Genomic DNA, 15,362 nt, shown 5'->3' on the forward strand with positions numbered 1-15,362 from the left:
GGGGGCATGATGCGCAACAATCAACCCACGACACAACGAGAGTTCGTCCTCGACGAAGAGCACTTCCTGATCTCCCGTACCGACCTTCAGGGCCGTATCACCTACGCCAACCCGGCGTTCGTCGAGGTCAGCGGCTTCAGCCGTGACGAGCTGGTCGGCGCCCATCACAACCTGGTGCGCCATCCGGACATGCCGCCAGCGGCCTTTGCCGATCTGTGGAAGACCCTGAAGGCTGGGCGCAACTGGCAAGGCCTGGTCAAGAACCGGCGCAAGAATGGCGACTTCTACTGGGTCAAGGCCAGCGTATCTCCGCTGGAAGAAGGCGGTGAGGTCGTGGGGTACGCCTCTGTCCGTACCAAGGCCTCTGCCGATGAAGTGGCGCTGGCCGAGCGCGCCTACGCGGACTACCACGCGGGCAAGCGTCGCCCTCGCTTCGTCCTGCGCCAGGGTGAGCTCAAGCGACGTGGCCTGCTGGGCGCCCTGGGCCGCCTGAACCTGACCAGCATGAAGGCCCGCCTGATTGGGCTGATCGGCGTCGCCGTCCTGCTGCTGGCCACCAGCGGCGCGGTGGGTCTGTACGCCGAGCGTCAGGCGGAAAGCCACCTGGCCGCCATTCACCAGGATGGTCTGCAGGACGTGGCCCGGCTGCAGCGCATGGATCAGCTGATCACCCAGGGCTACCAGTCGCTGGTCGGCAAGGAACGCATGGCGCTGATGGACAAGCGCGAAGAGCATGCCGCCAACCTGGCGGGCATTCAGGAAAGCCTAACGAAGCTATGGGACGGCTATCACGCCCGTGAGGTCAACCAGACCGCGCTGGCGGACGCCTTCGACACCCAGTTGAACGACTATCTGGAAGAAGGCCTCGGCGCCTCCATTGATATCCTGTCCGGTGATGACAGCTACGAAGTGTTTGTGGCCCTGCCCAATCATATCGGCGGTGTGGAGGCCCAGGGCAAGGCGCTGTCGAATCGCGTTACCAGTCTGATCCAGGACAAGCAGGCGTCCGCAAATGCCCTGGCCATGCAGGCCAACCAGATGCAGCAAAATATGCTGATGGTGCTCGCCGGCGTTCTCGGCGCAGGCCTGTTGCTGTTGGTGCTGATTGGCACCCTGACCCTGCGCGCCATGCTCAAGCCACTGCGCGATGTGCAGCGCTTCAGCCTGCAGATCGCCTCCGGCAATCTCGGTGCCCAGGTCCCGCGTGCCCGCCGCGATGAGTTTGGCCAGGTCGTCTCTGGCCTCGACGTCATGCGCAAGAGCCTCGGCAGCATCGTCGGCGACGTCAACCGCGCCATCGCCCAGGTCACGCCTGCGGTGGGTGAGATCGCGCGTGGCAACGAAGACCTGTCGGCACGTACCGAACAGCAGGCGTCGTCGTTGCAGCAGACCGCCGCCAGCATGGAAGAGATGACCACCACGGTGGCCCATAACAGCGACAACGCCCGTCAGGCCAGCGGCCTGGCCTCTGACAACGCTGAACGGACCCAGGCCACCGGCGAGCTGATGCAGCGCCTGGTCGGCAACATGGGGGAGATCACCGAAGGGTCACGCAAGATGGCCGAGATCATCTCGACCATCGATGCCATCGCCTTCCAGACCAACATCCTGGCACTGAACGCCTCGGTCGAAGCCGCCCGTGCCGGTGAGCAAGGCCGTGGCTTTGCGGTGGTGGCCGGAGAGGTGCGCACCCTGGCCGGGCGCTCCGCCGATGCCGCCAGCGAAATTCGGGCACTGATCGACGATGCCAACCAGCGCGTGGATGGCGGTGCCGCTCTGGTACGTCAAGCCGAGGCATCCATGACCGAGGTCATGGAAGCCACCACCCGGGTTAATGACATCATGGCGGAGATAACCGCAGCGTCCAACGAGCAGAGCAACGGCATCGTGCAAATCAATCAGGCCGTCGCCGAAATGGACCAGGTCACCCAGCAGAACGCCGCTCGGGTGCAGACGTCTGCCGCTGCCGCCATGCGCTTGCGGGATCACAGTGAGGCGCTGTCGTTCGCTATCCGCGCCTTCCGTCTCAAGGGCGCCGTGCGCGAAGAGGTCAGTGAACAGCCCGACACCACGCGCCGCCCGGCTGCCAACGAGCCAGCGCCCTCCCGCGCAGCTCCTGCGGCCCCATCATCACACCACGAGGAGTGGGAAGCCTTTTGAACGACCCCCTGGCAGCCTCTATCAGCGGTCATCCGAGCGAGGCCATGGCCTCGCTCGAGCGCGACCTGCTGTTGACCGAACGAGACTTTTCTCGCATTCGTCAGCTGATCTACGAGCGGGCCGGTATCGTGCTGGCCGAGCACAAGCGCGAGATGGTCTACAGCCGTCTGGCCAAGCGCCTGCGCCATCACGGCCTGGTACGCTTCAGTGACTACCTGGAGCGGCTCGAACAGCGCCCGGACGCCAGGGAATGGGAAGCCTTCACCAACGCCCTGACCACCAACCTCACGGCCTTCTTCCGTGAGGCCCACCATTTTCCCTTGCTGGCAGAGCACGCGCGTCAGCGCTCCGGCGGCTACCGCGTCTGGAGCGCCGCCGCCTCTACCGGCGAGGAGCCCTACTCCATCGCCATGACCTTGAGCGATGCCCTTGGCGGCAACACCGCCAATCTTGAGGTCATCGCCACCGATATCGATACCGAGGCACTGGCCCGCGCCCGGGCCGGGGTCTACAGCATCGAGCAGCTGTCGCGGCTTGACCCGGCCCTGCTCAGGCGCCACTTCCTGCGGGGAAAGGGACGTCAGGAGGGTATGGCTCGGGTCCACCCCGAGCTCAGCCGTCGGGTCAGCTTCAACGCCCTCAACCTGCTCTCGCCCAGCTGGGGGCTGGAGGGGCGTTTTGACGCCATCTTCTGTCGTAACGTCATGATTTATTTCGACAAGCCAACCCAAAAGCGCATCCTCGAGCGATTTGCCCCCCTGCTCAAGCCCGACGGTCTGCTGTTCGCCGGACATTCCGAGAACTTTTCCCAGATCACCGCCGCCTTCCGCCTGCGCGGGCAGACGGTCTACCAGTTGCCAGGCGCCCTGACAGACGTCTAAAGATCGGCGCGCGCCTGCCGATAATCCTGGCATGGACCACCCAGAGGAGAGCGGCTTGAGTGCCCCCAAGATCAAGGTGTTGTGCGTCGATGATTCGGCACTGATTCGCAACCTGCTCAAGGAAATCATCCAATCCCAGCCGGATATGGAAGTGGTGGCAGTGGCGCCGGATCCCCTGGTGGCGCGCGATTTGATCAAGCGCCACGACCCGGACGTGCTGACGCTGGACGTGGAAATGCCGCGCATGGACGGGCTCGACTTCCTTGAGCGACTGATGCGGCTGCGACCGATGCCCGTGCTGATGGTGTCGTCACTGACCCAGGCCGGCTCGGACATCACCCTGCGGGCGCTTGAGCTTGGCGCGCTGGATTTTGTGGCCAAGCCGACCCTTGGCATCCGCGACGGCATGCTCGACTACGCCAATGACATTGCCGACAAGATACGCGCTGCTGCGCGCTCTCGGCCGCGTCAGACCAAGCCTCGGGAAGCCCCACCACAGCGCCTTTCTGCACCCATCATCGGCAGTGAAAAGCTGGTCGCCATCGGGGCCTCCACCGGCGGCACCGAAGCCATTCGGCAGGTGCTAGAGCCACTGCCTGCCGCCAGCCCGGCGATCATCATCACCCAGCACATGCCTGGGGGCTTTACCCGTTCCTTCGCAGAACGCCTCGACCGGCTGTGCCAAATCGCCGTCAAGGAAGCCAGCGACGGCGAGCGCCTGTTGCCGGGCCATGCCTATATCGCCCCCGGCGATCATCACCTGGAACTCGCCCGCAGCGGTGCCAACTACATCGCGCGACTTCACGCAGGCCCACCGGTCAACCGTCACCGCCCCTCGGTGGACGTGATGTTCGACTCCGTGGCACGCCTGGCGGGTGCCAATGCCGTCGGTGTGCTGCTGACCGGCATGGGCAAGGACGGTGCGGCGGGCCTGTTGCGCATGCGCGAAGCCGGCGCCAAGACCCTCGCCCAGGACGAAGCCAGCTGTGTGGTGTTCGGCATGCCGCGGGAAGCCATCGCCCTGGGCGGCGCCACGGAAGTGATTGCATTGCCCGACGTGGCGCCGCGCATCCTGGCCCTGGTGGCCGCAGCAGGGCGCGCCCAACGTGTTTGATCATCGCCCTGGGCAGGGCGCCGTCAGCTAGAGGACTCTACCGTGGCAAGACTTCACCATATTCGCCTGCACACCCTGATGGTGGCGATGCTCGCCAGCCTGCTCGTGGCGGCCATTGTCGGCCTCGGGATCGGCATGCTGAGCAGTCACAAGGCCGCCCAGACCCTGTCTCTGCTCAATCGTATCAACGTCGAGCAGCTCAACGCCGTCAGCCGCGGTGACGCGCTGCTCAATGAGGCCCTGCTGGAAGTGGAAGTGGCATCAGGCGGCGTCAATCAGGAACTGGTGTCCGGACTTGGCCATGCCAGGGAACTGGTCGAACGCGCCAGGACCCACTTCGAACGCTTTGCCGCCGTGCCACGCACCGCTCAGGGAGACGCCACGGGGCAGTTGATCGAAGACCGCTATCCCCAGGTCATCGAGGGCGCGATGACACTGATCGACGCGCTGGAAGCCGGCGACATGACGCGCTTCACCGCGGGCAGCCGTCAACTGGCACCGCAGCTTGACGCCCTCAACGACGTGCTCAATGACTTCAGTCACTACGCCGACCGCCGTGGCGATGTCATCAAGGCCGACTTCGAACGCCAGGTGGCCACGGACCGCCTGCTCGAGATCGCTGCCCTGGTGATGATCCTGCTGGCGGTGCTGGGCGCCTACCTGCTGCTGCGAAGCCTGGTGATCAAACCGCTCAAGCGCGCGGTGAATACCCTGGACGCGATCGCCCACGCCGACCTCTCCCAGCCCATCGAGGTGCGCGGCAACAACGAGATCAGCCAGCTGTTCACCGCCATGCACCAGATGCAGGCCAAACTGGGCCAGACCGTCAGCGAGGTACGCCACGGCGGCACTCGCATGGCCGACGCCAGTCGCGAGATCGCCGCTGGCAATGTCGACCTGTCGGCACGCACCGAACAGCAGGCAGCATCGATCGAACAGACCGCCGCCAGCATGGACGAACTGACCACCACCGTCGCCCAGAATGCCGATAACGCAGGCCAGGCGCGACATCTGGCGAGCCAGGCCTCGACCACCGCCGAGCAGGGCGGAGACGTGGTCGGGCGGGTGGTCGAGACGATGGAGACCATCAGCCAGGATTCCCGTCAGATCAGCGATATCACCGGGATGATCGACGCCATTGCCTTCCAGACCAACATTCTGGCGCTGAATGCCTCGGTGGAAGCCGCCAGGGCCGGCGAGCAGGGCCGTGGCTTCGCGGTCGTCGCCGGCGAGGTGCGCAGCCTGGCCAGCCGCAGCGCCGAGGCGGCAGGACGTATCAAGACGCTGATCGAGACATCCACCCAGCGTATCGACGGGGGCACCCAGCTGGCACGCCAGGCCGGTGACACCATGGCTGAGGTGGTCAACGCCGTGCGCCGGGTCCACGACATTGTCGACGAGATCGCCGTGGCCTCCCGCGAGCAGAGCGAGGGTATCGGCCAGATCGGACAGGCCGTCACCCAGCTCGACCAGACCACCCAGCAAAATGCAGCGCTGGTACAGCAGGTATCCCGCGCCGCCGAAGACCTGGCCATCCAGGCCCGCCAGCTGGCCACGACGGTAGCCATCTTCCAGCTGCCCGACGATAGCAACGCCGCGCTTTCTCAGCGTGCCCCGGAACCGGCCGCGGACGCGCCAACGCTTGCTGACGCAAGACCGCGCAACGACGAGTCGGCGCCCCCCGCGACACGCACCGCACAACGACACGAAGAAACCGAATGGGAGGCCTTCTAGGCCCCCTCCTCCCCAAGCGAACGATGAGGAACCTGATTCATGGCCGACAAGAACATGCGCATTCTGGTGGTGGACGATTTTCCCACCATGCGACGTATCGTGCGCAGCCTGCTCAAGGAACTGGGCTTCACCAATGTAGAGGAAGCCGAGGACGGACAGGACGGGCTCAACAAGCTGCGTGAAGGCGGCTACGACTTTGTCGTCTCCGACTGGAACATGCCGAACCTGGACGGCCTCGAGATGCTCAAGACCATCCGCGGCGACGACAGTCTGAAGGCACTGCCGGTGTTGATGGTGACCGCCGAGGCCAAGAAGGAAAACATCATTGCCGCGGCCCAGGCTGGCGCCAACGGCTATGTGGTCAAGCCCTTCACCGCCGCCACCCTGGAAGAAAAGCTGAATAAGATCTTCGAAAAGCTCGGCATGTGACGCCAAGGCGTCACCAGGAGACAACGATGACACACCCGCAGATCGCCAGCGCCAACTCCGGTGCACAAGGCGACGACCTGGTCCAGCGCATTGGCCAGCTGACCCGCATGCTGCGTGAAAGCATGCGTGAGCTGGGCCTGGACAAGGAGATCGAAAAGGCCGCAGAGGCCATCCCCGACGCTCGTGATCGTCTCAGCTACGTGGCCAGCATGACGGAGCAGGCTGCAGAACGTTCACTCAACGCCATCGATCGCGCCCAGCCTCTGCAGGATAGCCTGAGCGAGCATGCCCAGGCCCTGGACGAGCGCTGGCAGGCCTGGTTCGACGCTCCCAAGGAGCTGGACGACGCCCGCGACCTGGTCAGCGACACTCGCGCCTACCTGGCGATGGTGCCGGAAAACACCCAGGCCACCCAGAAGGAGCTGCTGGAAATCTTGATGGCACAGGATTTTCAGGACCTCACTGGCCAGGTGATCAAGCGCATGATGGACGTCATCCGTGAGATCGAGGACCAGCTGGTGCAGGTGCTCATCGACAATGTGCCTGATACGGATGCCCGCGACAGCCTGCGGCGGCGCAACGAGGACTCGCTGCTCAACGGCCCGCAGATCAAGCCGGAAAGCAGCGACGTGGTGGCCAGTCAGGACCAGGTCGACGATCTGCTGGACGAGCTTGGCTTCTAAGCTCACGCCGTGGTCCATACGCCTGGTGACAGGCCTGCCGTGCGCGTGACCGCCGACGACATCGTTCGGCTGCGGCGCTGATCCGGCGTCTGACCGTCCTTCCCAGGAATGTCTCTGGGCTTACCTCCATCCGGGGGTAAGCCTGCGTTCTCGTCATCTTTTCGAGCCTTTGATCTGGCTAACAGCGGCGACAATGGGTCATACCAGAATCTGTGCCCATTGACTGCCCATGGCCGATAGCGCGAGCGATCAGGAAAAGACCGAAGAGGCCACCCCCCGACGCCTGGAGAAGGCCAGGGAGGAGGGCCAGGTAGCCCGTTCCCGCGAGCTGGCCACCTTTATGCTGCTGCTGGGTGGCGTGGTCGGGCTGTGGTCGATGGGTGCCATGCTCTACGGTCAGCTAGGTTCGGTCATGGAGCAGGCCTTCCTGTTCGAGCGGCGCGAGGCCATGGAAACCATGCCGATGCTGTCCCAGGCCCTCGACCTGGGTAGCCGCACCCTGATCAGCCTGATTCCCCTGTTCCTGCTGCTGACACTGATCGCGCTGGTGGCGCCAGCGCTGCTGGGAGGCTGGCTGGTGTCGGCCAAGTCGCTCAAGCCGCAGCTGTCCAAGCTCAACCCCGCCAAGGGGCTCAAGCGGATGTTCTCGACCCACGCCCTGGCAGAGCTGGCCAAGGCCATTGCCAAGTCGGTACTGGTCGGCGGCGTCGGCCTGGGCTACGTCTATCTGCATAAGGGCGATGCGCTGGGCCTGATGGAGATGCCGATCGCCGCCGCCCTGGCCGCAGCGATGCGCATGGCGGCCGAAGCCAGCGCCTTGATGGTGCTGACCCTGGTGGTGGTGATCCTGATCGATGTGCCGTATCAGCTCTGGAGCCATGCCAAGAAGCTGCGCATGAGCAAGGAAGAGATCAAGCAGGAACACAAGGAATCCGAGGGCGACCCCCAGGTCAAGGGCCGCATTCGTCAGCAGCAGCAGGCCATGGCCCGCGGACGCATGATGAGCAAGGTGCCCGAGGCCGATGTGGTCGTGACCAACCCCACCCACTTCGCCGTGGCCTTGAGTTACCGCGAGGGCAACATGGGGGCGCCGCGGGTGGTGGCCAAGGGAGCCGACGCGGTGGCCGCACGCATCCGCGACCTGGCCCAGGAGGCTGGGGTGCCGCTGCTGGAGGCGCCGCCACTGGCAAGAACGCTCTACCGCCACGTGGATCTCGATCGCGAGATCCCCATGGCGCTGTATACCGCCGTGGCTGAGGTGCTGGCCTGGGCCTTCGGCCTCAAGCGAGCCGCCAGCGAGGGCGAGGCCCCGCCCCCTGCCCCCACGGCCATCGCCGTTCCCGACGAGCTGGCCGTGGCCGCCGATGCGCCCGAACAGGACGTGACTACCGATGAGAGACAGCCATGACCGCTGACACCAGCACCCGATCCAGGCTTGACGGAGCTCGCGGATGAAGTCGTTTTCCCAGTATCTGACGCGCCGCGACTGGATGGCCGAGGTGCCAATGAAGGTGCTGGCCGGGCCGCTGCTGATCATCATGATCCTGTCGATGATGATCCTGCCGCTGCCGCCCTTCGCGCTGGATCTGTTCTTCACCTTCAACATCGCCCTGGCGGTGATGGTGCTGCTGGTCAGCATGTTCACCGAGAAGCCGCTGGACTTCGCTGCCTTCCCGGCGGTGCTGCTGTTCACCACCCTGCTCAGGCTGTCACTCAACGTCGCCTCGACCCGGGTCGTGCTGATGAACGGCCACGAAGGTGGCGACGCCGCGGGCAAGGTGATCGAGGCCTTCGGCCAGTTCCTGGTCGGCGGCAATTTCGCCGTGGGGCTGGTGGTCTTCCTGATCCTGGTGATCATCAACTTCATGGTCATCACCAAGGGCGCGGGGCGTATCGCCGAAGTGGGCGCTCGCTTCATGCTGGATGCCATGCCCGGCAAGCAGATGGCCATCGACGCCGACCTCAACGCCGGCTTGATCGGCGAGGAAGACGCCAAGCGTCGGCGTGCCGAAGTGGCCCAGGAAGCCGACTTCTACGGCTCCATGGATGGTGCCAGCAAGTTCGTGCGCGGCGACGCCATGGCGGGCCTGGTGATCATGGTGGTCAACGTCCTTGGCGGCCTGATGATCGGCCTGATGCAGTACGACATGGCCTTTTCCGACGCCGCTCGCACTTACATCCTGCTGACCATTGGCGACGGTCTGGTGGCTCAGATCCCGGCCCTGGTCATATCCACCGCTGCCGGCGTCACGGTCTCTCGGGTCAACACCGACCAGGACGTGGGCCAGCAGATGATCAGCCAGCTGTTCGTCAATCCCAAGGTGCTGCTGCTGGCCGCTGGGGTGATGGGCCTGCTCGGTCTTGTGCCGGGCATGCCCAACCTGGTCTTCCTGCTGTTCACGGGTCTGCTGGCAGGACTTGCCTGGTGGCTATCGCGGCAGTCCGAGAAGCGTCTGGTGGAAGAGCAGGAAAGCGCAACGCCGGCGCCTCCCACCGAAGCCCCGGAGGCCAGCTGGGATGATGTGCAGCTGGTCGACACCCTGGGTCTTGAGGTGGGACATCGCTTGATTCCCCTGGTCGATGCCCGCCAGCAGGGTGAGCTGCTGGGGCGGATCAAGAGTGTGCGCAAGAAGTTTGCCCAGGAAGTCGGCTTTTTGCCGCCGGTGGTACATATTCGCGACAACCTGGAGCTCGACGCCTCGACCTATCGCGTCACCCTCAAGGGGGCAGAGATCGGCCGCGCCGAAGCCTGGCCAGGCCGCTGGCTGGCCATCGACCCCGGTCAGGTGTCCGGCGAACTGGAAGGCACGCCGACCCAGGACCCCGCCTTTGGCCTGCCTGCCATCTGGATCGATGCCAGCCAGCGTGAGCGCGCTCAGGTCTATGGCTACACCGTGGTAGACGCCAGCACCGTAGTGGCCACCCACCTTAATCACCTGCTGCATCGTCATGCGTCCGAGATGCTGGGTCGCCAGGAAGTACAGAAACTGCTCGACAAGCTGGGCAGTGAACAGAAGTCCCTGGTGGAAGAGGTGGTTCCCAAGGCGCTATCGCTGACCGCATTCACCCGGGTATTGCAGCAGCTGCTGGACGAGGATGTGTCGATCCGCGACCTGCGCACGATTCTCGACACCCTGGCAGAACACGCTCCTCATCAACAGGACCCCACCGAGCTGACGGCGCTGGTGAGGATTGCCCTGGGCCGGGCCATCACCGAGCAGTGGTTTGCCGGCCAGGCGTCCCTCAACGTCATCGGCCTCGAACCTCAGCTGGAGCAGGTACTGAATCAGGCGATGAACGGCAACGGTGCGCTCGAACCGGGGCTGGCCCAGACCCTGATGGACCAGACCGAGGCCGCCCTGGCTCGTCACGAAGCGACCGGCGAGCCGCCGGTCCTGGTGGTATCGCCGAACATGCGTCCAGTGCTGGCGCGCTTCCTGCGTCGGCGCCTGCGTCACCTGGTGGTGATGTCCCAGGCCGAAATTCCAGACGACAGGCTACTGCGCGTCACTCATCAAGTGGGGGGCATGTGAACCGCTTCCTGCGACGCACCGTTAGCGCTGCCGCTGTGGCCATCGCGGTCGTGCTGGCAAGTGCCACCGCCGTGGCCTTTCCGGGCGCCTGGACCGCCAGCGCTCCGCGACTGTCCGTCGCCTCCAGCCAACTGGAGCGTGATTCAGCGGCGCTGGCACCGCCCGCCGGACACGTCGATGGTGTCGTCGAGCGAGTGGTCTGGCGCTATCGTCAGGCCCCTGGCGCAGGCCTGTTGGCACGCCTGTGCCACGGCCATCGCTGCGTACGCCTGAACGCCGCGCGTGGCAGCACCGAGGCCTTTGCCGGGCTCGCCGCCGCCGGCCCCTTCGTCTTTCGTTTTCGTCTGGCGGAGGGTGCGCCACCGCAGACGGTCGAGGGCATGACCGTGATCGTCAATCACCGTTGACGCTGTCGCCGAGGACAATGCCATGTACACCGCTCAAGGCAGAATGGAGCACCAATCCCAGCTTGAGGCCTACCTTCCCATGGTGCGCCGACAGGCTCTGGCGCTGCAGGTCAAACTCCCCGCCGGGGTGGACCTGGACGACCTGATTCAGGCTGGCATCGTCGGTCTGCTGGAAGCCCTGGGGCGCTTTGACGCCAGCCAGGGCGCCCAGTTCTCGACCTTTGCCAGCCAGCGCGTACGCGGCGCCATGCTGGACGAACTGCGCAGTCGCGACTGGCTGCCGCGCAGCGTACGGCGCCAGGCGAGGGCCCTGGATCAAGCCACCCGGGAGCTGCAGCAACGCCTGGGCCGCGCCCCCGAAGAGCATGAGATAGCGGCCGCCCTTGACATGGACCTGGTCAGCTATCGGCGCTTGCTCGGCGACGTCAACAACGGCCAGCTGATGCCCTTCGAGGAAATGCTGGCCGAAGGCAACGAACACCGTTTCAGCGACCAGATTGCTGCTGCGCCGCTGGCAGACCTGTTGGACGGAGAGCGCCGCGAGGCCCTGGTCGAAGCGATTGCTGCCCTGCCAGAGCGCGAGCAGCTGTTGATGGGGCTCTACTATCAGGAAGAGCTCAACCTGAAGGAGATCGGCGCCGTACTGGGGGTCAGCGAATCGCGGGTGTGTCAGCTCCACAGCCAGGCCGTCAGCCGTCTGCGGGGCTATCTCGCCGACTACTGAGGCGCTGGTACAAGGCCCTCTGAAGTCACCCTGTGGGCAAGAGTGTCCCGCTTTCACTCGCGCTCAAACATAGCCAGCTCTTATCAGGATCATCAGGCCATTCAATTTATCCTATCGTCCGAATCTGCGTAAGGTATGCCCTGTCTTCAGACAACACACCCATCGCTCAAAGGAGACGGGAATGTCCCTGATCAACACCGAAGTCAAGCCGTTCAAGGCCACCGCTTACCACAATGGCGAGTTTGTCGACGTCACCAGCGACAACCTGAAGGGCCAGTGGAGCGTCGTCTTCTTCTATCCGGCCGACTTCACCTTCGTCTGCCCGACCGAGCTTGGTGATCTGGCGGACAACTACGAAGAGTTCAAGAAGCTGGGCGTGGAAATCTACAGCGTTTCCACCGACACCCACTTCACCCACAAGGCGTGGCACGACAGCTCCGAGACTATCGGCAAGCTGCAGTTCCCGATGATTGCTGACCCGACTCTGACCATTTCGCGCAACTTTGAAGTGCTGATCGAAGAAGACGGTCTGGCTGAGCGTGGCACCTTCGTCATCGATCCGGAAGGCAAGATCCAGATCGTCGAGATCAACGCTGGCAACATCGGCCGTAATGCCGAAGAACTGCTGCGCAAGGTCAAGGCTGCTCAGTACGTCGCCGCTCACCCGAACGAAGTGTGCCCGGCGAAGTGGAAGGAAGGCGAAGAGACTCTCGCTCCGTCTCTGGACCTGGTCGGCAAGATCTAAACCTCGCCGATATGCAGTACGGCGCCTCCTGCGAGGCGCCTGTCATCCCGCTGGGATGATCTCCCTTTTCCCCACCGGGCTCCTCGTCCCGGTCATCCTACCAGTCGCGCAAGCGAGATCGGGTCCCTGCGGGTTTTGGAGGGGTTCGGTGGGGATTCTGCGGCCTGCTCAACGCCCACCCAGCTTGCGCTCGCGCGCGTGACCGGGTGAAGCCACGTCCGCCGCAGAGTTTTACTTTCCCATAGATACCAGGATTGCCGCTGTCATGTTGGACGACTCTCTCAAGCAACAGCTGAAAGCCTATCTCGAACGCGTCACTCGCCCCTTCGAGCTTGTCGCCACTCTGGATGACGGCGACAAGTCCAAGGAACTCCACGGTCTGCTGAGCGATATTGCCGCACTCAGTGACCATATCAGCCTGTCCACCGACGGCCACGACCAGCGCGCGCCCTCCTTTGCCCTGCATCGCGACGGTGCCCCTACCGGGGTGGTGTTTGCCGGTATCCCGATGGGCCACGAATTCACTTCGCTGGTGCTGGCACTGCTGCAGGTGGGTGGCCATCCACCCAAGGCCAGCGAAGACGTGATCGAACAGATCACGTCCCTCGATGCGGACATGCACTTCGAGACCTACTTCTCGCTGTCGTGCCAGAACTGCCCAGACGTGGTCCAGGCGCTGAACCTGATGGCCATCCTGAATCCGCGCATCTCCCACGATGCCATCGACGGCGCGCTGTTCCAGGACGAAGTGGCGTCTCGCGAGATCATGTCGGTGCCCAGTGTCTATCTGAACGGGGAGCCCTTCGACCAGGGCCGCATGACACTCGAACAGATTCTGGCCAAGGTCGACACCGGCGCGGAACAACGCGAAGCCGAGAAGCTGTCCGCCAAGCAGGCCTTCGATGTGCTGACCATCGGTGGTGGCCCCGCCGGTGCCGCCGCCTCGATCTACGCGGCGCGCAAGGGCATTCGCACTGGTGTGGCGGCAGACCGCTTTGGTGGTCAGGTACTCGATACCATGGCCATCGAGAACTTCATCTCGGTGCAGGAGACCGAAGGTCCCAAGCTCGCCACGGCGCTGGAAGAACACGTCAAGCAGTACGATGTGGATATCATGAATCTGCAGCGGGCTGTGGAACTGGTACCGGCCAGCACCCCGGGCGGCGAGCATGAGGTCCGCTTTGCCTCCGGTGCCAGCCTGCGCTCCAAGACCCTGATCCTGGCCACCGGTGCCCGCTGGCGCGAAATGAACGTGCCCGGCGAGTCCGAGTACCGCAATCGCGGCGTCGCCTATTGCCCCCATTGCGATGGCCCCCTGTACAAGGGCAAGCGGGTTGCGGTCATCGGCGGTGGCAACTCCGGCGTCGAGGCTGCCATCGACCTCGCGGGCATCGTCTCCCACGTGACCTTGTTCGAGTTCATGGACGAGCTGCGTGCCGATGCCGTGCTGCAGAAGAAACTGCGCAGCCTGCCCAATGTCGAGATCATTTCCGGGGCTCGCACCACCGAGATCAACGGCGACGGCAATCGCGTCACCGGCCTCAGCTACGAAGAGCGCTCCAGCGGCGAACTCAAGACGGTCGAGCTGGAAGGTGTCTTCGTGCAGATCGGCCTGGTACCCAACACCGAGTGGCTGAAGGATTCTCCGATCGAACTGTCTGAGCGCGGCGAGATCGTGACCGACGCCCACGCCATGACCTCAGTGCCGGGCATCTTTGCTGCTGGCGACGTCACTACCGTGCCGTACAAGCAGATCGTCATTGCCGTCGGTGAAGGCGCCACCGCTGCTCTCGGTGCCTTTGACTACCTGATCCGGCAGTAGCAAGCACTGAATACATGAGCCCAGCGATGCCTGGCACCCGCCGTGCAGCGACTCGACCATGCAGGCATTTGTGCAGCGTTCGAGTAAGGAAATCGCCGGCATCGAGACGTAACGACGTTCCCTGACGACATCGCAAGGCCCCCTTGCCCCTGCGATGTCCACGACCTGGAAGGTCGTGACTAGCCTGCCGCCCTCCGGGGCGGCTTTTTTATGACTCTACCAGTACGCCGTAGCACTCGGGGCGGCGATGCAAACGAAAATTGAAGATGTGTTCGCGAATCTCGCGGGTACGCTCGAGGTCACAGTCATGCACGATCAGCTCGTCTTCCAGGGTGCTGGCCATGGCAACGATCTCGCCGGTAGGAGCGATGATGCAGCTCTGCCCCAACAGGTCGCAGCCCTCCTCACGTCCCGCCTTGGCGACCGCGACCACCCACATGCCATTCTGGTAAGCCCCCGCCTGCATGCACAGGTGGTTGTGAAACCCCTGCAAATGATCATGCTGCGGCACCGGCGGATAGTGCACCGGCGTGTTGTAGCCCAGCATCAATAGCTCAACCCCTTGCAGGGCGCTGACACGATAGGTCTCGGGCCAACGGCGATCATTGCACAGCGCCATCCCCATCTTGCCTCCAAACGCCTCCCAGCAGCCGAACCCTTCCTCTCCTGGGGCGAAGTAGCGCTTTTCCAGGTGCTGAAAGGGCCGCCAGGGCTCATGCTCGGCATGCCCAGGCAGGTGCACCTTGCGATACTTGCCGACCAGCGAGCCGTGCTCGTTTACCAGAATGGCCGTGTTGTAGCGGCGCACCTGGCTGCCCTCACGGACGCGTTCGGCGTAGCCCAGGTAGAAGCCGATACCCAGTCGTTTCGCAGCGGCGAACAACGGATCCGTCGCCGGGCCTGGCATGTCCCCCTCGTAAAAACGGTCGAGCTCTTGTTCGTCTTCAATAAACCAGCGAGGAAAGAACGTCGTCAGCGCCAGTTCCGGAAACACCAGCAGGGTCACACCCCGTTGATGGGCTCGCTCCATCAGGGCGAGCATGCGTTCGACCACCTGCTCCCGGGACTCGTCGCGTGCAATCGGACCCAGCTGGGCGGCACCTACTACAATATGTCGGCTCATGAGCTCT

General features: G+C 64.1%; 13 protein-coding genes. 12 read left to right on the forward strand and 1 reads right to left on the reverse strand.

Annotation, left to right across the window (positions count from 1 at the left end):
• Positions 1 to 9 precede the first annotated feature (9 nt).
• From KUV86_RS06315 to ahpF, 12 genes are all read left to right on the forward strand, one after another.
• Positions 10 to 2,160, forward strand: a complete 2,151-nt coding sequence (locus tag KUV86_RS06315) for a methyl-accepting chemotaxis protein (protein ID WP_222484125.1) — start codon at positions 10 to 12, stop codon at positions 2,158 to 2,160.
• A gap of 44 nt (positions 2,161 to 2,204) precedes the next feature.
• Positions 2,205 to 3,041: a CheR family methyltransferase gene (locus tag KUV86_RS06320; protein ID WP_206942557.1), complete on the forward strand. Its 837-nt coding sequence runs from the start codon at positions 2,205 to 2,207 to the stop codon at positions 3,039 to 3,041.
• Positions 3,042 to 3,096: 55 nt separating this feature from the next.
• A complete protein-coding gene (locus KUV86_RS06325) occupies positions 3,097 to 4,155 on the forward strand; it encodes a chemotaxis response regulator protein-glutamate methylesterase (RefSeq protein ID WP_224907888.1) in 1,059 nt (352 codons plus the stop codon).
• A gap of 42 nt (positions 4,156 to 4,197) precedes the next feature.
• Positions 4,198 to 5,889, forward strand: a complete 1,692-nt coding sequence (locus KUV86_RS20070; RefSeq protein ID WP_222484131.1) for a methyl-accepting chemotaxis protein — start codon at positions 4,198 to 4,200, stop codon at positions 5,887 to 5,889.
• 39 nt (positions 5,890 to 5,928) lie between these two features.
• Positions 5,929 to 6,318, forward strand: a complete 390-nt coding sequence (gene cheY / locus KUV86_RS06335; protein ID WP_206941913.1) for a chemotaxis response regulator CheY — start codon at positions 5,929 to 5,931, stop codon at positions 6,316 to 6,318.
• A gap of 26 nt (positions 6,319 to 6,344) precedes the next feature.
• Positions 6,345 to 7,001, forward strand: coding sequence for a protein phosphatase CheZ (cheZ, locus tag KUV86_RS06340; RefSeq protein ID WP_206941914.1), 657 nt, complete (start codon positions 6,345 to 6,347; stop codon positions 6,999 to 7,001).
• Positions 7,002 to 7,230: 229 nt separating this feature from the next.
• Positions 7,231 to 8,409, forward strand: coding sequence for a flagellar biosynthesis protein FlhB (gene flhB, locus KUV86_RS06345; protein WP_206941916.1), 1,179 nt, complete (start codon positions 7,231 to 7,233; stop codon positions 8,407 to 8,409).
• A gap of 43 nt (positions 8,410 to 8,452) precedes the next feature.
• A complete protein-coding gene (gene flhA / locus KUV86_RS06350) occupies positions 8,453 to 10,534 on the forward strand; it encodes a flagellar biosynthesis protein FlhA (RefSeq protein WP_222484132.1) in 2,082 nt (693 codons plus the stop codon).
• On the forward strand, positions 10,531 to 10,941 hold the full coding sequence (locus KUV86_RS06355) for a flagellar protein FlhE (RefSeq protein ID WP_222484133.1): 411 nt from the start codon (positions 10,531 to 10,533) through the stop codon (positions 10,939 to 10,941). Before flhA ends, KUV86_RS06355 begins: the two co-directional genes overlap by 4 nt.
• Before the next feature lie 22 nt (positions 10,942 to 10,963).
• Positions 10,964 to 11,665: an RNA polymerase sigma factor FliA gene (locus KUV86_RS06360; protein WP_222484134.1), complete on the forward strand. Its 702-nt coding sequence runs from the start codon at positions 10,964 to 10,966 to the stop codon at positions 11,663 to 11,665.
• Positions 11,666 to 11,846: 181 nt separating this feature from the next.
• Entirely contained in the window at positions 11,847 to 12,410 is a 564-nt protein-coding gene (gene ahpC, locus KUV86_RS06365; RefSeq protein ID WP_206941923.1) for an alkyl hydroperoxide reductase subunit C, read from the forward strand.
• Positions 12,411 to 12,675: 265 nt separating this feature from the next.
• On the forward strand, positions 12,676 to 14,232 hold the full coding sequence (gene ahpF / locus KUV86_RS06370; protein ID WP_222484135.1) for an alkyl hydroperoxide reductase subunit F: 1,557 nt from the start codon (positions 12,676 to 12,678) through the stop codon (positions 14,230 to 14,232).
• 208 nt (positions 14,233 to 14,440) lie between these two features.
• On the opposite strand, the gene KUV86_RS06375 is transcribed toward ahpF, so the two are convergent.
• Positions 14,441 to 15,355, reverse strand: a complete 915-nt coding sequence (locus KUV86_RS06375) for an N-carbamoyl-D-amino-acid hydrolase (protein WP_222484136.1) — start codon at positions 15,353 to 15,355, stop codon at positions 14,441 to 14,443.
• Positions 15,356 to 15,362 lie beyond the last annotated feature (7 nt).

The organism is Halomonas sp. DP8Y7-3 (genome assembly GCF_019801675.1).
Taxonomy (GTDB): domain Bacteria; phylum Pseudomonadota; class Gammaproteobacteria; order Pseudomonadales; family Halomonadaceae; genus Halomonas; species Halomonas litopenaei_A.